This window comes from Glycomyces sp. NPDC047010, assembly GCF_040644205.1.
GTDB lineage: Bacteria > Actinomycetota > Actinomycetes > Mycobacteriales > Micromonosporaceae > Glycomyces.
In genome coordinates this window covers 186,710-206,254 of the sequence record NZ_JBEYVY010000002.1, presented here as the reverse complement: position 1 = coordinate 206,254, position 19,545 = coordinate 186,710, and the positions used below count along the sequence as shown (strand labels likewise).

Below are 19,545 nucleotides of genomic sequence, written 5' to 3'. Positions count from 1 at the left end.
CACCGGGCGCACGGCGGGGGCGGCCGCTCACTGAGCGGCCGCCCCGAGTGCGGGTCAGACGGTGGAGAGGCGCTCCTGGACGCGGGTGACCTCGGCGTCGGCGAGCGCGGAGCGGCCGGGGCCGTGCGGGGCGTCGGCTTCGGTCAGGGACGCGAGCAGGCCGCGGGACAGGCCCGCCTGGGTGAGGGCGAAGCCGCGCAGGACCAGCGGCAGGAGCAGGGCCATGACCAGGCCGCCGGCGACCGCGAGGGCCGAGACGGCGAGGTAGGAGTCGCCCCAGCCGAGCCAGCGGGTCGCGTGTTCGAGGCCGTCGCCGTCCCCGGTGGCGCGGCGGATCGCCCAGGCGTACAGCGGGTAGGCGAGGGAGGCCACGGTGGCGGCCCACCAGGCGAGGGCCACGACGAACCCGGCGACGGCGAGCGGGAAGTTCACCAGGCCCCACAGGAGGTTCAGCCACGACTGGCCGTCGGTGAGCGGGGTCAGGAAGCGGCGCAGCGGGGAGGCGCCCTCGGGGGCGCGGCGGTAGTGCGGCCGTTCGACTGGGCTCCCGAGGACCCCTTCGAGCTGGACGCGGCCCGCGGCGGCGAGGCCGCGCATGGCGAGGAGGGTCGCGGCGAGGATGGGGACGCCCGCCCAGACGACGACGGTGCCGAGGCCGACGGCGAAGCCGGTGACGGTGATGACGAACGCGGGCAGTGCGATCGGGAACGCGGAGAGCAGGTACGCGGAGTCGGCGCCGAGCTGCTTGAAGGTCTTGTTCATGCTGTCAATCCTCGCCCGCGGCGGGCCCTGGTTCGAGCCTGCGAGCAGGCATTTCACGGGTAGGGCGGGCCCTACCGGGCCGGTCGGGGCGGCCGGTGCACGGCGGTTTCAGGAGAATTCGCTGATCCGGTTCTGAGGTGCCGTCGAGGTTCGGCCGCGAGTCTCGCTTCCCATGAGACCGATGCTTTCCCGGGCCGTGCGGATCGGCTGCGCCGCGGGCCTCGCCGCGTTCGCGCTGGCCGCGTGCGGTGACGACGACGCTGACGCGACCGACGAGGCGTCGTCCTCGGACACGCAGTTCGCGGCGTACACGGCGTGCCTTGAGGAGCAGGGCGTCGACCTCCCGGACGACTGGAGCCCGTTCGGGGAGGGCGGCGGGATGCCCGGCGGCGGTGACGGCGGGATGCCGAGCGGCATGCCCACCGATATGCCCACTGACATGCCGACCGGCGACATGCCCTCGGGCGGGTTCGGCGGCGGTGGCGGGTTCGGGGGGTTCGCGGCGCCCGACGGCGTCGACGAGGACGACTGGACGACCGCCACGGAGGCGTGCGCCGCCGAGCTCCCGCAGGGCGGCGGCATGCCCGGCGGCGGGCAGGGCCCGGGCCAGGAGAGCGCCACCGACGAGACCGCCGACAACTAGGACTTTCCCCCTCTCTCCCCGGAGACGGAGCGGCGCCGGACGCGCCATCGAACCGGCGCCGCTCCGACAAACCCTTGGGGGCATAGGTGCGGCCCGGGTCGTTGACCTCGACACCGGGCCGCGATGTGCCACGTAGTGGCCGCTCCGCTCCGTACGGCAGCCGTTGAGTCTGCTGCTAGCACAGTGCTCTTCCATTGAGCTACCGCCGCAAGTGGTGCGGCGGGAAGGATTCGAACCTTCAACACCTGTGTCCCAGGGGACTGCTCGCGGAGTCGTGCGGCGTGGCGAATGCTGACACTGGAGCGAGAATCTGAATCTTCGCGGTGCGCCTCTACCAGTTGGGCCACCCTCACGGCCGGTCGAGCCGGAGGGGAGGGACTCGAACCCCCACCTGCACCGCGCTGTATTCCGACTGAACCTCAGTTTCAGCGTGGTTCGGCGCTTGCGCGCCACCCCTGCCGCTCAAAGCAGGGGGGTCTGTTGCCCTACCCGCCGAGCAGGTAGCCGAAGACCTTCGCGCCGACGGTCTCGTCGACGACCTCGGTCCCGTTGGCCTCCTCGCGCGCGAACTTGACGGCCACCTGGAGCTTCTCCAGGCGCTCCGTCAGCTGCGCGACGCGCTTGGCGGGGGCCGAGCCGGAGAACTTCACCGTCGTCCAGTACCCGACCGGGATGTCCTCGTAGTACACCTCGACCTGCGCCGGGTGCTCCTCCGTCGCCTCGGCCTTCACGTGGTTGCGCGGGACCTTCTTCGTGCGCACCGTGCGCACCGGGTCGGTCGCGAAGCAGTCCGCGGCCTCGTTGAACGACCACGACTCGGCCGCGTCCAGGACCGGCAGGGCCTTCACGAACGACTGGAGCTCCGCGAGCTGCTTCTCCAGGAACAGCAGGTACGTGACCGGGACGTCCGCGACGAGGACCTCCCCGTCCACGGTGATGTCCGCCGTCGCGAGCGCGTTCGTGCGGTCCTTCGTGGCCGTCACGTCGAACAGGCGCGTCATCGCCGCGGACACCTCGCGCAGCTGCTCCTCGACGCGGCGCTGCACCTTCGTGGACTCGGGCGGCAACTGCTCGCCCTCCTCGTCCTTCGGCTGGTAGGTCCGGGAGATGCCCGACAGCAGCGGCGCCTTCGCGAGCTCGCGCCCGGCGTCGCCGAGGGAGCGGGCGGCCTTCGCCTTGACGCTCTTCTCGATCGCGATGATCTGGTTCAACTTGGTCACGGAGCAACCCTCACTTTCGGGGCCCACCATAGGACGCGACCGCCACTGCGGGCAACGCCGTTTCCGTCACCGGTCGCACCACCGCGCGGACTTCGTCGACGCGAGGAAGCACAGGATCAGCACCGACAGGACGATGCCCGTGCAGTCGAACTGGACGTTCACGCTCCAGCCCCCGCCCGCCGGGCGCAGCGCCGCGAGGAACACCGCCTGCCACGCGATCTGGAACCCGATGCTCACGCCCTCCACGGCGAACGCACCCCGCCGCGCCGACGCGCTCCGGTCCACGATCCCCACGGCGAACAGGCCGCGCAGCGCCGCGAACCCGAGCGCCTGCACCGCCGCGACCAGCAGCACCAGCGGAACCCAGTCCGCGAGCCCCGGATAGAAGGCCGTGAACACGTCCCGGCCCGCCGTCAGCGTCACCGCGGACGTGATGCCGCCGAGCAGGCCCAAGCCGACCTGGACCCACATGAGGACCACGGCCGTCGTCGTCAGGCCGGGGCGCCGCGGCGGCCCGGGGTACTGGTACGCGTAGGGGCCCGGCGGGTACGGGTACTCGGGGTACTGCGGGGGAACGGCCACAGGTCGGACCTCCAGAAAGGGGATGACACCGAGTGTAATCGGCCGGTCGCGGCCGCAGTGTCCCCGAGAATCCGCCCCGAATGACGCGAAAGGGTTTTCGGCGGACCGGTTTCGGGGTACTAGGGTGGGCGCGGGCCGGACGGCGGGGCCGCCGCCCGGGACTGCGGCAGGACGGAGACGCGACATGATCATGCGGCTGGCCCGGTCGCTCGGATACGACGTCGTCGAGGTCGACGACGGCGACGGGACCCTCGCCGTGGGCGGGCACGACGGCGCCAGCGCCCTGCGCGTCGGATGGCGCCCGGTCATCGTCGAGGGCTACACCGGGTCCGGGTCCATCGACCGGTTCGCGATCCGCACCCGCGACGCCCGGCACCGCGAGAGCCTGCGCGGCATGCGCGACCGCCTCCGAGGGCCCGCAAGGGACACCGACCCCGCCGAGCTCGCCGCCCCCATCCTGAAGCTCCTCGCGCCGGGCGCGTACGGGGTGCGGCGCTGGCCGGACGCGAACGTGCACATCGAGCCGTTCGGGGAGAACCGGTCCGCGTGGTGGTACCCGTACGAGCCGATCGGCACCGAGGGGACCGCGGTCATCCCCACCGACGTGTGGCCCCCGCCCAGGGAGGACACCGTCGCCGAGTACGCGGCCGCGATCGGGCGCGGCGAGCGGCCCCTCGCGGTGCTGCTGCGGTCCGAGCCGCCCGGCGACGAGCAGGACTGCGCGGCGTTCCTCATCGACGGCCACCACAAGCTCGCCGCGTACCGGCGCACCGGGACCGCGCCGCACTTCCTCGACATCGCGCGCCTCGCCGACCGGCGGCCGTGCGAACCGGGGGACCTGCGGGCCGTCATCGGCGGCGACGGGAGCCTGGAGCAGTCCGCGTCGAACCTCATGCGGTACCTGGAGCACTCCAGGAGGTGAACGGTCCGTCCACTACAAGGCGGTGAACGCGCCGTTCACTACCGAGTGGTGGACGGCGCGTTCACTGCTGTGCGCGCCACTCGCCCGCGGGGACGCCGCCGGGGCGGTCGAACGCGTCCAGCAGCGCCCGCGCGTCCCCGTCGTCCCCCACGTTCCCTTCGACTTCGGCGAGGTACTCCTCCATGAACGCCCGCAGCGGCGCCCCCGCGACGCCGTCACCGGTGGTGAACTGCGGTGCGGCGTGCAGGACGAGGAGGAGCATCCCGTGGACGCGGCGGGCCGGGCCGCCGATGCCCGGCTGGAAGTACGGGACGTCGAGGACCCGCGCGCCCGCGGCCTCGTAGAACGCCAGGCGCCGCCGCGGGTCGCCGTGCGCGTCATGGGCGGGCGCGTCCGGGTCCTCGATCTCCGCGACCACGATGCACGGGTCGCGGCGCACGCTCCACACGTTCACCGCGTCCCGCAGCAGCCGCCCGCCGATCCCGCCGCCCCGCGCCGCCGGACCCACCGCCAGGTACGTGAGCAGCTGGACGCGCGAGCCCTCCGACCACTCGCCGAACGCGGCCGCGACCGGCGTCCCCGCGTCGTCGACCACCGCGAACAGGTTCGCGGACCCGCGCTCCAGGGCCGCGGCGAGGACGTCCTCGCCGTCGAGCTCCTCCGGCGGGAACGCGTGCGCGAACAACCCCCGGTACACCGCCGTGAACAGCCCGTCAGGGACCGTCCGCTCCACCGTCGAGAACCCCATGGCCTGGAGTCTCCCACCGGTCGGCCCCTACGGGCGGGCGATGCGCCGCATCCGCGCCCGCGCCAGGCCCGTGCGCGCCCGCACCAGGCCCCGCACCGGCAGGCCCGCCAGGAACCGGGCCGTCGACCACGGGCCGCCCTGGTACGACACCCACCGCGCCGACACGTACACCGCCGCCCACGCCGCCACGACCACCGTCGCCGCACCCCACCCGACCGGCGTCCAGAACCCCGCCGCCTGCCAGATGCTGATCGCCGCGCACACCGACAGCGCCGACACCGCCGCCGTCAGCGAATCGCGCACCCGCTGCTGCCGGTCCACCTCCCAGCGCTGGAGCGTCGCCTCCGACTGGTCCGCCATCACCTCGTTCAGGCGCTCGCTGAAACTCGCCAGCTGCTCGTCCACGCCCTTCACCGCCAGGAGCCTGCGCAGCTCCGCCGTGTTCGACGGCGACCGCAGCAGCCCCGGCGAGTGCAGCAGCGCGATCACCTGCCGCGTCTCCCCCTCGAACTCCAGCATCTGCATCCGCTGCGCCTTCATCGCCTCCACCTGCGCGGCCCGGTCCGCGCCCGGCCGGCTGTACCCGGCGATGATCTCCGAGACGCCCGCCCGGTACGCGTCCAACTGGTGGTTCCAGGCCGCCATCATCCCGCCCAGGCACACCGTGAACTCCGCGATCGCCTCCAGGTCCCCCGAGATGAAGTTCGGGGCGTCCAGCGCCGCGATCACCGTCGTGTTCTCCGTGGAGATCAGCAGGTCGCCCTCGTTGCGCTGGTTCCAGATCTTCCGGGAGTGGTCGTCCGCCAAGCGGATCCAGTCCCACAGCGACTCCTTCGCGTCCGGCGCCGAATGCAGCAGCACCGAGGAGCCCACCAGCTCCAGCAGTCGGTTCCCGTCCTGCACCAGCGGCCGGTCCTCGTCCCCGCTCGGCGGCTCGAACTCCCGGCCCCGCTCGCTCGCCCGCAGCACCCGCACCAGCACGTGCGAACGGCCCCTGTGGATCCCCACCGGCCCCTCCGGCTCCCCCTTGCGGGGCGCGAGCGCCTCCGGGAGCTGCCGCAGGATCAGGTCCCTCGCGAAGCGCGCCAGCCGGTCCCACGTCCGGTCCGCGCCCTCGCACGACACCTCGACCGTCCCGTGCTCCCGGGCCGCCCGGAACATCGCCGCGTGCAGGCCGCTCGGGTACAGGTCCTCCACCGACCGCTCAAGACGCAGCGAGTGGACGCCCATGGGGGAGAACCGCAGCGCCGCGTTCAACTCCTCCACCGTGTCCCCGTCCACTTCGAGGCGCACCTTCGGGAGGATCAGCTCCAGGCCGTCGAACCGCTTGGCGCGTTCGAGCCGCGGCTCCCAGATGTCCGCGTGATACGTGAAGTGGTCGATCGCCGCCGACGGCCGCACCGGCCCCGCGCCCTCCGCGAACGCCCGCTTCAGGCGCGTCCGGACCGTCTCGTAGTCGATCCCGTTGACGCCGAACGGGAACAGGTACACGATGCGGCCCTCGTCGATGCGCATCCACTGCTTCTTCTTGTCCGCGTGGGCCTCCCGCAGCCGCTCCAGGGCCTGCCGGTGCGCGTTCATCTTCGACAGCTCCACCGACGAGAACGGCCACGTGTTCACCAGGACCCGCAGCTCCTTGCGGACCTCGAACCGCTCCTTCTCCCGGCCCGCCGACTGCGCGACCAGCGCGCGGTGCAGCCGTCGCAGCATCAGGTGGTACTGGCGGCGGACCGCGACCTCCCCGCGCACGTAGCGACCCACCGGGCCGCCGTCCTCCTCCGCTTCGTGCAGCAGGCCCGTGCACGACCCGATCACCATGTCCAGGGCCTCCGAGTACCGCGGCTGCGACCCCGTCTTCAGGCAGTCCTCCAGCTCGATCTCCAACCGGACCAGCTCGCACAGGCGCAGCGCCAGCTCCACCTCGGGCGCCGCCTGCGCCTCCAGATTCCAGTTGCGGCGCACGATGTCGCGGAACCGCAGCATGCACTTCATGAGCAGGTCCACCCGGTACGTGTGGTTCCAGGCCCGGACCGAGCTGTGGTGGACCCACAGGCACAGCAGCGCCCGGTCCGTATCCGCCGACGTGCGCGCGGCCTGCGCCCGGAACTCCTCCCCGGCCCGGTACAGGAACACGTCCTCCACATCGAGCTCACCGCCCGGATCGACCTCCGACTGGAGGCCGTTCCAGATGAAGCAGTCCCGCACCGCCTGCGTGTCCACCCCGCACCGCTCCCGCAGTAGCCCCTCGATCAGGCCCTGCACCTCGGGCGACCTCGCCACCAGCTCGAACCGGATCGGGTCCCCGCCGCCGTCCCGCTGCCCCGGAACGACTTCGGCCTCAGTGTCACCGCGCTGCATCGGAGGGTGGCTCATGCCACAAGTCTAAGGCGGACATGCACGTCACCGGGTCCCTCGCCCACGCGCCCAACCCGACCCGGCCCCCGAACCGGCAGCCGCTTCCGGTTGAGCCCGGTGGGCCCCGTCCCATAGGCTGTCCCCATGCGAAAGGGTCTGATCCGCCGCACCATCCGGCGCGCCCGCACCTCCCGGCCCGCCACGGTCGCCGACACCGCGGGCAAGCGCTACCGCGTCATCCCCGCCGACGACCCCGAAACCGCGGCCTATGCCGACCCGCCCCGCAAATGGCCCCGCGTCACCACCCTCGCCGCCACCTGGGCCCTCATCCTCGCCCTGGGAACCTGGATCGCCCCCGTCTTCGCCGCGAGCGGGAACGAAGAGAACCAGGACCCTCGCGACCAGGCCGCCACCGACGCGGAAGGGGCCGCCTGGAGCTATCTCCGATACGGTTCCAATGAAGACCTCGACCGGGCTGAGGACGCGCTCTGCGACGGCGCTTCGCCTGAGATCCCACCGAGCGGTCTCGATGCGATCCGCCAGTCCTACGCCGACGACCTCGGCGGCATCACCCGCGTCGACGTCGAGATAGGCGACCCGGTACCGACCGGTGACGGGATCGCGCTTGCCGGAACCGTTTCTTATATCTCCGAAGGCACCCAGCGCCATGAGGAGTTCGTGGTGACCGTGCAGGAACACGACGGCACCTACTGCGTGTCCGATGCGAACCAGCCAGCAGCAGAGTCGCCGAACCCAGGCGGCCCCTCGGATCCGGGTATTGACCCTGAAACCTTGGCGGCCGAGTTCCTCACCTACATTGTCGGCACGAGGAACCTCGATGATGCCGGCGAACTCCAGTGCTCGACGTACACCGGAATCACACCGCAGGAGCTCGACGGAGCGATCGAAGCATGGTCGGCCGAGAAGGGGACGGCCACTGGATTCGTGAGCGTCGACCCAGCCGAGTCCCCGGACAGTTCAACCTCCACGTTCGCCGCTGAGGTCACACTCGACGGCGACTTGAACCTGGAGACCTTCGACTTCGAAATCGCCGTCGAAGGCGACTGCGTCGCGTCACTCGAAGGCGGCGACGCCCTCATGAACGCCGCCGACTGACCTCACTTCAGGGGCGCGCCCATCTGGTTCATGAACGCGATCGGGTCCACCGCGCCCGCGGCGCTGCGGTCGGCGTTCAGATGCGTCTCGAAATGCAGGTGAGGGCCGCTGGAGCGGCCCGAGGAGCCGACGTAGCCGAGGATCTGGCCCGCCTGGACCACGTCGCCCTCCTTCACCAGCGGGGCTGAACCCATGTGGCAGTAGCGGGTCAGGTAGTCGCCCGCGTGGAGGATGTTGACGTACCAGCCGCAGCCGGCCACCTCGGGGGAGCCGTCGGTGTCGCACGAGTACGGCTCGCCGTACAGGCTCGCGTTGCACTCCGAGGTGATGACGGTCCCGCTCGACGCCGCCACGATCGTGGCACCGCGCGGCGCGCCGATGTCGACCCCGTTGTGGGTCGGGCGCTCCGGAGTCTGGAAGCCCGAGTTGATCGGACCCTCGACCGGCGCCATCCAGCCCGCCGCCGACAGCTCGCCCGGCTGCGCGCACGTGCCGAGCTGCGTGCTCACCGCCGAGACGCTCGCGCCGCCGCCGGTCAGCGTGTTCACGATCTCCGTCGCGATCGGCTCGTGCTTCGCATACGCGTCCGGGAACGCCGAGATCTGCACCCGCTGGGCCGCGACCGTCAGCGGCAGCGACTCCCAGTTGTCGATCTTCACGAGCTTCTCGTAGAACTTCGTCGATGCGTACACGGGGTCGGTGACCTGCTCCGGCGTGCCCCATCCGGACGACGGTCGCTGCTGGAACAGGCCCAGCGAGTCGTGGTCGTTCTGGTCGCCCAGATGGCCAAGGTTCGTCAGCCGCGACTCCTGCATCGCCGTCGCCACGGCGATGACCCAGCCGCGCACCGGCACCTCCAGGTCCTGGCCGACCGCGATGATGACCGCCGCGTTCCCGACCTGCTCGGAGCTGTACGGCCCGATCTCAGGGAACTCTCCGTTCACATCGACCGACGTCGTCCCGCACCCGGCCGCGATCGCATTGCCGTCCTCGTCGCTCGACTGGTCCGACAGGAGCTGCACGATCGACACGACCGCGCCCAGGCAGCACACGGTCAGGACCGTGAGCGTCCACATGAGCGGCCGCATCCGCTTCGGCACCCGCGGCGCCAGCGGGTCCTCGGACCGCTCCTTCGCAGAGGTCTCCTCGCTCGCGACGCTCATGACTGCTCCCAGTCGATCGCCGACACCAGCCAGTCGCCGCCCCCGACCTCGACCATCGTCAGCGTCAACGTCCCGGTGTCGAGCGGGATCCCCACCTTCGAGCCGTCGGGTGCGGGCTCCCCGGCGACCTCCGTCGCCGGGACCGTCTCGGGGTCGACGCCCTCCATCAGATCGGCGGTGTCATCGGTCAGGAACGGCCGGATCGAGTCGAGCCAGCCCTGCGCGCCGTACCCGTTCGGGTTCAGCCACGCCTCCGCGAACTCGGCCGCACGGTCCACCGCCTCCTGCGGCAGCTCCTCGTCGGTGAAGCAACCGTCCTCTTCGCACTCGTCCGTGGCGAAGCCGTCGTCGGCGGTCACCGCCTCCGACGTGGCCTCGCCTTCAGAGCCGTCCGCGCCGTTCGTGCCGTCGAGCGGCGTGTCCTGGCGGCGGTTGGCCAGCGCGATCACCCCGAGCACCAGGACGAGGATGATGACGACGATCCCGTAGCGGGAGAAGATGATCCGGAGGGCGCGGTTCATCCGTCATTCCCTTCTCGCAGGCCGGTAGACCTCTCCACCACCGGAGGCGCCGCCCCCGGTGGACGTGCTCGAACCGGATCCGCTCGCCGAGCTCGCGGACTTGTCCGGGGTGCTCTGCTGCTCGGGCAGCGAGTCGCTCGGCTTGCCGCGCGGACTGGACCGCACGGTCTCCGAGGTCTCCTCGGGGCGGGCGTCGTCCCGGCGCTGCCGGGCGCGCTCCAGCTCGCGTTCGCGCTCGGCGCTCTGATCAGAGCCGCTGACGCGGCGGCCGAGGAACGCGTCGGCCGGGCCGCTGCCGCCGACCAGGCCCGCGATGCGTCTGCCCGGTCTGAGGAGCAGCCAGGCGGCGACGCCTAGGAGCCCGATCATGACCACTTGCAGCCACACGGGCATGGAGGTCTGGAGGATGCGGCTTGACGCCCATATGTAGATGACCGCCGCGAGGGAGAAGATCGCGACGTTGATGATCGCGCCGAGAACGGTGTTCACCAGGCGCTTGAACGGGCCTCCCGCGGGGCGAAGGAGGGCGATGGTGCCGATGATCGGCAGGGCCACGATCGCGAACCGCACGATCATGAAGCCCAGGATGATGAGGATCGAGGCAGTGAGGTCGAACAGCGAGAAGAAGATCGCGGTCAGCAGCGCGAGCAGGCCGGTGCCGGTCCGCTCCCAGGCGCGCTGGCCACTGATGTTCGCGTAGGCTTCGGGGTCTTCGGTCTGGATCTGCGCGACCAGGCCCTGCCAGAGCTCCTGCTTCTCCTCGATCAGCCGGTTGCGGACTGTTGCCGAGTCCTGGGCCTCGCCGTCTTCTTGCCAGGACATGGCTTGCGCGGCGAAGAGCGCAGGGCCGTACTTGTAGGCGGTGTTCGACTCGGTGACGACGGGGTTGCCCTCTTCGTCCTCGACGACCTCGCCGTTGCGCTCGCGGAACTTGACCTCTTCGCTCTGGCCGAGCATGGTCCGCAGCCAGTTCTGGTACAGGACCTGGCCGGAGACGGTGTCGGAGGCGGTCACCGCGGCGGAGCGGGTGTCGATGCAGAAGTTGGGGTTCGCTGCGTTGTCTTCCTTGAGGTCCTCGTACTCCTGCGAAGTGAGGTCGTCGATTCGGACGCATCCGTCAGCGGTGTCGTCGCTGATCAGCACGGTGCTCAAGTCCATGCCGATGGTCAGCGCCTTGTCGGTGTACTCGGCGGCCTTCACCGGCCAGCGCACCACCGCGGTGACGAGGACGAGGATCAGCACCGCCCAGGCCACCGTGGTGACCGCGTTGTTCATGTCCGCCTGGCGTGAGCGCCACAGCAGGTACAGGCCGATGAGGCCGACCGTGACGGCGCCGAAGACGGTGAAGATCTGGCGGTAGAGCACCTCGGTGCCCTGCTCCATGAAGCGGTTCGACCAGCCCCACATGGTGTCCGGCTCCCATGCGGCCTGGCGCATCGAGTTCGCGGCGCCAACGGTGGCGACCGACAGGTTGAACTCCATGTTGGCGAGGGCGTTGGCGGTGTCGGCGCCGTTGGGGATCGAGACCGATTCCACGCATTGGCCGCCGACGCTCATCTGCTGGGAGCCGTACATCGGTAGCTGGTATCCGGCGTACCCGTAGGCGCTGTACGTGCCGATGCCTTCGCTCTTGTCGAGGTTGGAGGGCTCGGCGAACCAGCCGGCCATGCCGGAGTCGGGCGAGGCGGGTTGGGGTGCCGCCTCGCACGGGAGTTCCTGGGCGTCGGGGAGTTCCTCGATGCACTGGGACCAGTACGTGTGCCACTCGTAGTCCGAGCATCCCTCGTCCCCCTGCGCCCCGGCCGTTCCCGGCGTCAGCATCAGGGCGCCCAGGGCCGCGGCGAGGGCGACGAGGATGCGGGCGGCCCGGCCGCCGGCGCGCCGCCAGGCGCGGGCGGGAGGGGCGAGGTCGTGGGCGGAGGGGTCGGTCACTGGTCCTCCCCGGGGGTGGTGTTCAGGTAGTCGAGGAGGCCGCGGACCCAGCCGAAGTCGGCGCGGATGCGCTGGACGCGGCCGTCGACGTCGCGCATGACGAACTCGCGGTAGGGGAGCTTGCGGGTCTCGGACGCGTCCACTTCGGAGAGGGACGCGAGGACCGACTCGTATCCGACGCCCGTGGGTACGCGCAGCAGCTTGAGGGCCTCCTCGGCGATCGTCGCGTCCTCGGCGATGCGGCCGACGAACACGGTCGAGACGAGGTTCTGGACGTCGAGTCCGAGGATGTCCTTCGGGTTCTGCGAGGCGACGAGCGCCGCGAGGTTCCACTTGCGGGAGTCGCGGGCGAGGCGCACCAGGAACGAGCGGCCGGACTTCCAGCCCTCCATGAAGTGCGCTTCGTCGAGGCCGACGAGCTTGCGGCGGTGCATGTCGCCGCCGTAGGCGCGGCGGACGGCGAGGCGGTGCGCGGTGTGGAGCATCGGCAACGCCAGGGCCTCTTCGGCGGACCAGTACTCGCGTTCGATGCCGAGGTCGGGCAGGCGCAGCCCCGACATGGTGATGACGGTGAGCGCCGTGTCGTCTTCGAGGACGCCCTTGTCGGGCGTGCCGAAGAACAGCTTCGCGAGCGGCATCTCGGCGGTGTCGAGCAGGAGCGCGGCGAGTTCGGCGCCGTCGCCGGTGACGTGGTCCTCGGCGTCCTGGAGGGACTCGACGAGGTCTTCGAGGGCCGAGTCCTCCTCGGCGGGGACGTGGCGGGCGGCGTGGCGCAGGAGGCGGGCGGTGCTCGCCTCGCGCTGGACCTGCGGCGGCAGGAGCATCGAGCAGATGTCCTGGACGAGCATGCGCCGTTCGGAGCGGGCGTTGGAGACGGCGATGTCGTACTCGCGCTGCCCGTCGGGCGAGTCGGCGTAGTGCTCGCGGCGCGGGGACGGGATGAGCGCGTAGGGCGCGAGCGTCCCGTACTCGGAGCCGGTCAGGTTGAGCACGCGCGAGAACGGCTTGAGCTCGGGCATCTCGCAGAGCTTCGCGAGCGGCCCCGAGGGGTCCAGGAGCGTGACCTGGACGCCGCGGCGGGCCGCGAGGTAGCCGATGGCGCCCATGAGCGTGGACTTGCCGCCGCCGGGCTCGGCGACAAACACCGAGAGACCGGACTTCTCGCGGACCTCGGTGGCGAAGTGCAGGTCGAGGAAGACGGGGCTGCGGGAGGTGCCCGCGGTCCGCCCGATGAGGTCGCCGCGGCGGTCGCCGACGACGGACGCGGCCTGCGGCATGGCCGCGGACATGAGCTTGACGGGCATGCGGCGGACGTACCCGGTCTGGGCGACCGGCTCGCCGGGGATGAACTCGCGGGCGAGCCAGTCCTGGTTCTTCGGGTGCTGGAGGCTGACGCGCATGTCCCGCTGGTACATCTGCATGAGCGTGCGGGCGCGCTCCAGGCACTCCTCCTTCGTGTCGGCGGTGACGGCGAGGCGGTGCCAGCCGTGGGCGCGCGCGGCGTCGATGGGGAGGCCGGTGGTCATCTCGTCGCCGACGCCGAGCGCGCGCTCGGCGAGGCGCTGGAGCTCCGGCGGGGCGTCCATGGCGTGCTCGTCGTAGTCGCGCTGCTGGGAGCGGATGAGGCGGAGCCGGTGGTCGAGGTCGCGGAACGCCTCGCCGGCGCCGAGGATGTCGATGCGGCTCGACAGCTCGACGGGCCACGGGCAGCGCTCGTGGAAGTGCAGCCACGGCTCGTGGCGCTGGGGGATCTCCAGCTCCTCCATGCGGCCGACGGTGAGGACCGCGGTGTGCTTCTCCTCGCCGGTGAGCCGGTTGACGAGCTTCACCGTGGACCCGTACGGGCTGCGGTACCGCTCGATCGACTCGGTGAGGGCGAGGACGTCGCCGGGCTCCCAGTCGTCGTCCGAGCCCGAGAGCAGGCGCGGCGGCTCCATGCCGAGGGCGACGGACCGGTAGACGAGCCATTCGAGCTCGGCGGTGGTGGCGCGGCGGGCGCGCACGCCGAAGGACCCGAGGACCTCGTCGAACTGGAGGGAGCGCTTCTCGATCTTCTCGCGCTCGGAGAGCTTCGTGCCGCGGCCGAACATGCGGCCGACCTTCTCGCCGACCTGGTCGAACGCGCCGCGCCGGGAGAACGTGATGCCGAGGAACGTCTCGCCCTCGGCGTGGGAGAGCTGCTGGAGGTGGCGCTGGGCGGCCACGAGGTGGTCGGCCCAGCTGGTGCCGCCCGGGACGGTGCGCAGCGGCCGCGCCGTGTGCTTGTCGACGGTGCGGGCCCACTGGTCGGCCGGGAACGGGCGGGTGGTGCGGCGCAGGTGGACGCGCATGCCCGCGAGGCCCGCGTACTGCTCGGCGATGGCGACGATGAGCGCCTCGCGTTCGAGGTCGGGCCGGAAGGACCAGCGCACGCCGGGCAGCTTGTACCAGGCGGTCACGGACGCTGGCGTGAACGTGGCGTGCCCGGCGATCTCGGTGAGGCTCAGCTCCCGGAGCGGCTGGCGCTCCTTCTGCGCGCCGATCGGCTTGACGCGCGTCGGCTTCGCGTCGCCCTCGGCGACGGCGACCGCTTCCTTGCGGGACTGCCGGACCGGGACGAGGTCCTGGCCGGGCACCCGTTGTGTACTGGTTTGGCGCGCCTGCGGGCGGGCCGCGGACGCACCTCTGCCACCTGCGGCGGAGGGCCGGTGACCCTGGTCAGTGCCCTGTGGATAACTCGGGCCCTGCTGTGGATAACTTCCGTTGCGCTGTGGATAACCCTGTGGATTCCCGCTGGTGGGAGCCGGTGCGTAACGCTGTGGATACCCCTGTGGATAACTTGCCTGATTCTGTGGATAACCCTGTGTACGACCCTGTGGAGGAGTGGTCGACGGCGGCGTCATCGACGCAGGTGGCGACGCGTGTCGCACGGACTCCACTGGGGACTGCCGGCGGGGCTCCTGCGGCGCCTGCGGTGCGGGCTGCGGCTCGCTCTGGGGGCGCGCCTTCGCGGGTTCCCCGCGGAAGACCGCGTCCGCGAGGGCGGTCGCGTCGTCGCCGAGGTCGCCGGACGGCCGCTCCCGGTCCCGCACCGGCGCGGGCGGCCGGGGGGCCGAGAACTTGGCGACGGGCTGACGGCGGTCCTCGCCGCTCATAGGCGCTCCTCAGTTCGGACGGGCTCCACGAGCGTGGGCCGCAGGCGGATCGAACGGGTCGTGAACGCCGGGACGCGGACCTCGTGGCCGGAGTCGCGCGTGTGCTTCCAGTCGGTGAGCAGGGTGCGCAGGACGGTGGTCGCGGGCCGGTCGGCGTCGACGTAGCGGAAGATCAGCGAGGTCGTCACGAGGGCGAGGGAGATCTCGATGGCGGGGAACAGGTCGACGTCGCCGGTGAAGGCCCAGCGGATGAACATGAACAGCGCCAGCAGCGCGGCGAACGCGCCGTACTGCCCGTAAGGGAGGTGGACGGGGAGGGTGTACCCGGGCGGGCCGAGGTACAGCAGGCGGGCACGGTAGATGTCGTCGTCGGTGCGCAAGCGCATGGGCGTCCTCCGTCCGGCCTTCCTCTAAGGGGCGATGCGGGATGCTAGTCCTCTTGGCTGAACAGCACGTCGACCAGGCCGCCGCCGACGGCGACCAGGACCACCGCGCCCGCGATGAACGCGATACCGATGATCGCGATCGTGGACGAGGTGAGGACGCGGCTGACCTCGCCCTTGTTCGCCCGGGCGATGAAGATGAGGCCGAGGATGGCCAGGAGGATCGGGGCGATCTTGGACAGGAAGAACCCGATGATCCCCTGCGTGTTGATCTCGGCGCCGGCTTGGGCGTGCGCGGCCACCGTCCAGAGTGTCTCTCTCACAGTCATCAGTCCCATCCTTTCGTCACACGAGCCACTAGAACCTCACGTAACGCAATTTTCACTCATGTTTCTTGTCTCCCAACCCATTGCGGGGTCTGCCCTCATCATATGCCGGACCCCTGACGGAACGCACCTTCGTCGGCTCGAAGAGCGACCGTCGGACCGGACAACCGCAACTGAAACAGATAAGCCGGGAAGTATCAATCCGATGGGCGCGATCACTCCGTGTCGGCAATCCGACACTAAACTGGGAGAGCCGGGTGCCCTACGCTCAAGCGGCACCGCACAATAGAGCCCGACAGCCCTCACGGGCCAGCCCGAACCGCCGGCCCCACGGCCGAGCACCGACCTCGCGGAGACCACCATGGACTACATCGACGACATCGCCGGCCGGCTCACCGCCGCGGCCGTCGCCTTCGCCGTCGCAGGTCTCGCGGTGGCCGCGCTCTCCGCCGCCGCACTCGGCGGCGTCCGCGCCTCCGAGAAGTGGCCCTCCGCCCCCGCCCCCCGCCTCGGCCGCCCCGCCGTCATGACCGGCGCCCTCGCCGGGCTCGTCGTCTTCGCCCTCGCCGCCGGACTGTTCTCCCTGGCGCAGTTCGGCACCGGTTTGAACGCGAACCTGCGGGTACTCCTCGCCGTGGGCGTGGACCTCCTCGCCCTCGCCGCCGGGCTGTGGCTCGTCAGCGTCGTCGCCGGCAAGATCGAGATGCGCACCCTCATCGCCGTCCCCGACCACCACGCGACCCCGCCGCCGATCCCGGTCTCCGGCGACCCGACCCGCTACCAGATCCCCGACTACACGGAGACGCCCGTGGAACCCGAACCCCAGGACCAGCCGCAGCAGTACGCGCCCGAGCCGCGCCAAGCGCCGCAGTCGCCGTACGCGCCCGACCTCACCTCCACCGGGAGCCTCCCCGCGGCCCGCCCCGGCGGCGTCCCCACCATCCCCACCGACACCCGCCCCGGCTGGGTCTTCCAGGACAAGGGCACCGGCGCGTTCTACGCCGCCGTCGCCCAGAGCCGCGGCGGCATCAGCCTCCTCGCCCTCGACGACTTCACCGTCGCCCGCACCGCGTCCCTCGTCGGCCCGCTCGAACTCGTCGGCTCCGTCGAGGCCACCGTCTGGCCCCTGGAGAACGGGGAGAACGGCCGCACCGAGGCCGGAGCCGACCGCACCGCCTAGGCGAGTCGTCCCGAAACGCGCTCGGTCACTGTGAGCGCGGTTCGCTATCCTCGGAGTGACCTCCAGTGAAGCGAGCCGCGACTGTGAACGACGCCGACCGGGTCCTCACCGACCTCGACGAGCACGTGACGCTCCGCGTGCTCGACGGCCGCATCACCGTCCAGGTCACCGCCTCCGGCTTCGGCCAGCCCCCCGCCGCCCTCGCCAAGGTCATCGTCGAACTCGCCGGGACCCTCCCCCGGCCCGGCGCCGAAGCCGACGGGAACCTCGCCGCGGGCATCGACGCCGTCACCGGCCTCCAGCAGGCCGCCGCCACCGGCGGCTACGAGGACTTCGCCGCGACCATGCGCGGACGCCTCGGCATCGAGGCCCCCCAGGACACCCTCAGCCGCGACCCCGAGTTCGACCGCGCCATCGCCAACCGCCTCGACGGCGTCCTCAACGCCATGCGCGCCGCCCAGACCGCCCGCGCCGAACCCGCCCGGGAAGTCCTCACCGCCGAGCTCTTCACCGACGAGGGCGACTGCTCCGTCACCTCCAGCTCCGAACGCGCCGTCGCCGGAGTGTGGATCGGGCCCGACGCCCGCGACCGCGGCGTCGACGGCCTCGGCGCGGCCCTCACCGTCCTCATCGCCCGCGCCCGCGACGAGGTCCGCCGCCTCGCCGAGGAACGCGCCAGAGCCGCCCTCCCCGACCAAGTGGCGGCGACGATCGACAATGCCGGAGAGGACGCCGCACGCGCGGGCGAGGCCACCGGCCGCATCCTCGACGGCATCAGCAAGGCCAACGAGGCACTCCAGAGGAAGGCAGGACGCGCATGACCCGGATCTTCGACCCCGAGTTCGTCCGCCGGCTCGGCGAGGGCATCGACGCCAACGTCGTCCCCGTCCTCGAATCCACGAACGAGGACCTCCCCGCGCTCAGCGCCATCGACCGCAGCCTCTACACCACCGTCACCCTCCCGATGGCCGCCGCGTACTCCCTCGCGACCGCCACCGTCACCGAGTCCATGGCCGGGGCCGCCGAAGGCTTCCGCCAGATGCGCGACGCCCTCGACGCCTGCGCCCAGGACATGACCGACGCCGACGACGCCTGCGCCCGGGCGTTCGGCGGCAACTGAGGGAGCCGCCGCATGCCCACCGGCCAGAGCCTCTACGACGCGGGGGACGAGATGTCCCCCTACTACAACGGCGTCATCAAGTCCTGCGCGGTCGCCATCGCCCCGCCCGCCATCGTCTTTGGACTCGCCGTCCAGTCCATGGCCACCAGCATCTACCTCAACCAGTGCAACCCCGGCGACGTCCTCAAAGCCGCCGGGGCCTGGGTCTCCCTGGCCGAGAAGAACACCGCCGCCGCCGACGCCCTCCAAGCCGAGGTCGACACCGTCGACGACGGCAACTGGTCCGGCGACGACGCCGACGCCTTCCGCGCCTCCGCCGCCAGCGTGAAAGCCCAGCTCCAGCAGCTCGCCGTCACCGCGTTCCTCATCGGCGCCCAGCTCCTCGCCTTCGCCGTCATGCTCACCGTCTACTGGCTGTTCCTCACCGCCTGCACCGTCGTCATGGACGCCTACCTCGCCGCCTACCTCGCCGCCCTCGCCGGCGTCCTCACCGCCCCCGGCGCCCCCGCGCTCATGGCGAGCGCCCAAGCCGTCGCCACCGGCCTCGTCGCCTCCATGAAGAGTTTCGAGGCCTACCTCGTCGCCGTCTCCACCGGCTGCGCCGCCCTCACCGGCAGCCTCACCGCCATCACCTTCGGATACCAGAAGGCCCAGGGCAACCCCGTCGACCCGCTCGACATCGCCGGCGCCGGGCTCGCCAACATGCTCGAAGGCTTCCTCGTCTACGGCATCAACGTCGCCACCATGACCCCCGGCGGCCGCCACGCCTCCGTCGCCAACGCCATGCACGTCTTCCAAGGCGTCTCCTCGATCTTCCCGGTGTACAAGGGCGGCGGCGAGACCGGCGCGCTCTTCGACGGCGGCGGCCCCGCCCTCGGCATCCCCGACTCGCTGCTGAACCTCTGGGAGGACCACGCGCCCGACCGGTTCACCAATCCAGAGTCGGTCGAATGGCGGTTAAGGCCCGCATCGTCCTCGCGCTGGTCGTGGCCGTCCCGCTCCTCACGCTCGCCGCGACCCTGGTGCGCTACTTCGAGTTCCGGGCCGCGGCCGACGGCGCCGGGACGCACGGCACGGCCGTCGTCGAGAAGGGCTTCGTCTCAGGAAGCAACGACGAGGTCTGCACCGGGACGTTCACGCCCGACGGCGGCGGGCCCGCGGTAGCGGTCGACATCGAGGTCGACGGCCGCTGCGAGGAAGGCGCGGCCTACAACGCGTTCCTGGTTGAACCCGCACCGCTGCACCCGGACTGGTGGGGCCGCCCCACCGCGTGGACCGCCGGGACGGGCACCGGGGAGCACCTCGCACCCGTCGTCGCAGTGGTGGTGCTCCTGGTCCTGCCGGTCGCGCTGGCCGCATGGCTCCTGCGCCGGAAGATCCGCCCGCGCGATTGAGTGCTGTCACGGAGCGCCTCCAGTTGGTACCGTGAGGGGAACCG

Annotated in this window: 18 protein-coding genes; 7 read left to right on the top strand and 11 right to left on the bottom strand. The window is 71.4% G+C overall.

Annotated elements, in window-relative coordinates; all coding sequences use genetic code 11:
- Window positions 1-54: 54 nt before the first annotated feature.
- A complete protein-coding gene (locus AB0A65_RS04455; RefSeq protein WP_359946132.1) occupies window positions 55-762 on the bottom strand; it encodes a sensor domain-containing protein in 708 nt (235 codons plus the stop codon).
- A 172-nt stretch (window positions 763-934) separates the two neighbouring features.
- Between AB0A65_RS04455 and AB0A65_RS04450 the strand changes: the two genes are divergently transcribed.
- Complete coding sequence (locus AB0A65_RS04450; protein WP_359946129.1) at window positions 935-1,405, top strand: hypothetical protein; 471 nt, start codon at window positions 935-937, stop codon at window positions 1,403-1,405.
- Between the two features lie 485 nt (window positions 1,406-1,890).
- Here the strand turns inward: AB0A65_RS04450 and AB0A65_RS04445 are convergent, their stop codons facing one another.
- Together AB0A65_RS04445 and AB0A65_RS04440 are read right to left on the bottom strand one after the other, a co-directional pair.
- Window positions 1,891-2,625, bottom strand: a complete 735-nt coding sequence (locus AB0A65_RS04445) for a hypothetical protein (protein ID WP_359946126.1) — start codon at window positions 2,623-2,625, stop codon at window positions 1,891-1,893.
- Window positions 2,626-2,691: 66 nt separating this feature from the next.
- Window positions 2,692-3,207 (bottom strand): hypothetical protein, encoded by a 516-nt coding sequence (locus tag AB0A65_RS04440; RefSeq protein WP_359946123.1) that lies wholly within the window; start codon window positions 3,205-3,207, stop codon window positions 2,692-2,694.
- Window positions 3,208-3,391: 184 nt separating this feature from the next.
- Between AB0A65_RS04440 and AB0A65_RS04435 the strand changes: the two genes are divergently transcribed.
- Window positions 3,392-4,129 carry a hypothetical protein gene (locus tag AB0A65_RS04435; protein WP_359946121.1) on the top strand — a complete coding sequence of 246 codons (738 nt, stop codon included), beginning with the start codon at window positions 3,392-3,394 and terminating at the stop codon, window positions 4,127-4,129.
- A 61-nt stretch (window positions 4,130-4,190) separates the two neighbouring features.
- Here AB0A65_RS04435 and AB0A65_RS04430 read toward each other — a convergent pair whose 3' ends face one another.
- A complete protein-coding gene (locus tag AB0A65_RS04430; RefSeq protein WP_359946118.1) occupies window positions 4,191-4,877 on the bottom strand; it encodes a GNAT family N-acetyltransferase in 687 nt (228 codons plus the stop codon).
- 27 nt (window positions 4,878-4,904) lie between these two features.
- Window positions 4,905-7,250 carry a hypothetical protein gene (locus tag AB0A65_RS04425; protein ID WP_359946115.1) on the bottom strand — a complete coding sequence of 782 codons (2,346 nt, stop codon included), beginning with the start codon at window positions 7,248-7,250 and terminating at the stop codon, window positions 4,905-4,907.
- A gap of 126 nt (window positions 7,251-7,376) precedes the next feature.
- Here AB0A65_RS04425 and AB0A65_RS04420 point away from each other — a divergent pair, with 126 nt between their 5' ends.
- On the top strand, window positions 7,377-8,348 hold the full coding sequence (locus AB0A65_RS04420) for a hypothetical protein (protein WP_359946112.1): 972 nt from the start codon (window positions 7,377-7,379) through the stop codon (window positions 8,346-8,348).
- Between the two features lie 2 nt (window positions 8,349-8,350).
- Here AB0A65_RS04420 and AB0A65_RS04415 read toward each other — a convergent pair whose 3' ends face one another.
- The 6 genes from AB0A65_RS04415 to AB0A65_RS04390 are packed head-to-tail and all read right to left on the bottom strand — an operon-like array spanning window position 8,351 to window position 15,810.
- Entirely contained in the window at window positions 8,351-9,511 is a 1,161-nt protein-coding gene (locus AB0A65_RS04415) for a M23 family metallopeptidase (RefSeq protein ID WP_359946109.1), read from the bottom strand.
- Entirely contained in the window at window positions 9,508-10,032 is a 525-nt protein-coding gene (locus AB0A65_RS04410; RefSeq protein ID WP_359946106.1) for a hypothetical protein, read from the bottom strand. The genes AB0A65_RS04415 and AB0A65_RS04410 overlap by 4 nt, the downstream gene beginning before the upstream one ends.
- 3 nt (window positions 10,033-10,035) lie before the next feature.
- Complete coding sequence (locus tag AB0A65_RS04405; protein WP_359946103.1) at window positions 10,036-11,964, bottom strand: hypothetical protein; 1,929 nt, start codon at window positions 11,962-11,964, stop codon at window positions 10,036-10,038.
- Window positions 11,961-15,098 carry an ATP-binding protein gene (locus tag AB0A65_RS04400; protein WP_359946100.1) on the bottom strand — a complete coding sequence of 1,046 codons (3,138 nt, stop codon included), beginning with the start codon at window positions 15,096-15,098 and terminating at the stop codon, window positions 11,961-11,963. Before AB0A65_RS04400 ends, AB0A65_RS04405 begins: the two co-directional genes overlap by 4 nt.
- Entirely contained in the window at window positions 15,095-15,484 is a 390-nt protein-coding gene (locus tag AB0A65_RS04395) for a hypothetical protein (RefSeq protein ID WP_359946098.1), read from the bottom strand. The genes AB0A65_RS04400 and AB0A65_RS04395 overlap by 4 nt, the downstream gene beginning before the upstream one ends.
- A 44-nt stretch (window positions 15,485-15,528) precedes the next feature.
- Window positions 15,529-15,810: a hypothetical protein gene (locus AB0A65_RS04390; RefSeq protein WP_106363021.1), complete on the bottom strand. Its 282-nt coding sequence runs from the start codon at window positions 15,808-15,810 to the stop codon at window positions 15,529-15,531.
- Between the two features lie 358 nt (window positions 15,811-16,168).
- Here AB0A65_RS04390 and AB0A65_RS04385 point away from each other — a divergent pair, with 358 nt between their 5' ends.
- From AB0A65_RS04385 to AB0A65_RS04370, 4 genes are all read left to right on the top strand, one after another.
- The gene (locus AB0A65_RS04385) at window positions 16,169-16,987 is read left to right on the top strand and encodes a hypothetical protein (RefSeq protein ID WP_359946095.1); all 819 of its coding nucleotides are present in this window, start codon (window positions 16,169-16,171) and stop codon (window positions 16,985-16,987) included.
- Window positions 16,988-17,052: 65 nt separating this feature from the next.
- Window positions 17,053-17,808: a hypothetical protein gene (locus AB0A65_RS04380; protein WP_359946092.1), complete on the top strand. Its 756-nt coding sequence runs from the start codon at window positions 17,053-17,055 to the stop codon at window positions 17,806-17,808.
- Window positions 17,805-18,107, top strand: a complete 303-nt coding sequence (locus tag AB0A65_RS04375; protein WP_359946089.1) for a hypothetical protein — start codon at window positions 17,805-17,807, stop codon at window positions 18,105-18,107. Before AB0A65_RS04380 ends, AB0A65_RS04375 begins: the two co-directional genes overlap by 4 nt.
- 12 nt (window positions 18,108-18,119) lie before the next feature.
- Window positions 18,120-19,271, top strand: coding sequence for a hypothetical protein (locus tag AB0A65_RS04370; protein WP_359946086.1), 1,152 nt, complete (start codon window positions 18,120-18,122; stop codon window positions 19,269-19,271).
- Window positions 19,272-19,545: the final 274 nt, after the last annotated feature.

Bases quoted from the DNA above. Each gene is read 5' to 3' on its own strand.
- AB0A65_RS04390 (WP_106363021.1), bottom strand. From the start codon at position 15,810: ATGACTGTGAGAGAGACACTCTGGACGGTGGCCGCGCACGCCCAAGCC.
- AB0A65_RS04455 (WP_359946132.1), bottom strand. From the start codon at position 762: ATGAACAAGACCTTCAAGCAGCTCGGCGCCGACTCCGCGTACCTGCTC.
- AB0A65_RS04430 (WP_359946118.1), bottom strand. From the start codon at position 4,877: ATGGGGTTCTCGACGGTGGAGCGGACGGTCCCTGACGGGCTGTTCACG.
- AB0A65_RS04385 (WP_359946095.1), top strand. From the start codon at position 16,169: ATGGACTACATCGACGACATCGCCGGCCGGCTCACCGCCGCGGCCGTC.
- AB0A65_RS04395 (WP_359946098.1), bottom strand. From the start codon at position 15,484: ATGCGCTTGCGCACCGACGACGACATCTACCGTGCCCGCCTGCTGTAC.
- AB0A65_RS04450 (WP_359946129.1), top strand. From the start codon at position 935: ATGAGACCGATGCTTTCCCGGGCCGTGCGGATCGGCTGCGCCGCGGGC.
- AB0A65_RS04400 (WP_359946100.1), bottom strand. From the start codon at position 15,098: ATGAGCGGCGAGGACCGCCGTCAGCCCGTCGCCAAGTTCTCGGCCCCC.
- AB0A65_RS04415 (WP_359946109.1), bottom strand. From the start codon at position 9,511: ATGAGCGTCGCGAGCGAGGAGACCTCTGCGAAGGAGCGGTCCGAGGAC.
- AB0A65_RS04435 (WP_359946121.1), top strand. From the start codon at position 3,392: ATGATCATGCGGCTGGCCCGGTCGCTCGGATACGACGTCGTCGAGGTC.
- AB0A65_RS04420 (WP_359946112.1), top strand. From the start codon at position 7,377: ATGCGAAAGGGTCTGATCCGCCGCACCATCCGGCGCGCCCGCACCTCC.
- AB0A65_RS04375 (WP_359946089.1), top strand. From the start codon at position 17,805: ATGACCCGGATCTTCGACCCCGAGTTCGTCCGCCGGCTCGGCGAGGGC.
- AB0A65_RS04425 (WP_359946115.1), bottom strand. From the start codon at position 7,250: ATGAGCCACCCTCCGATGCAGCGCGGTGACACTGAGGCCGAAGTCGTT.
- AB0A65_RS04370 (WP_359946086.1), top strand. From the start codon at position 18,120: ATGCCCACCGGCCAGAGCCTCTACGACGCGGGGGACGAGATGTCCCCC.
- AB0A65_RS04410 (WP_359946106.1), bottom strand. From the start codon at position 10,032: ATGAACCGCGCCCTCCGGATCATCTTCTCCCGCTACGGGATCGTCGTC.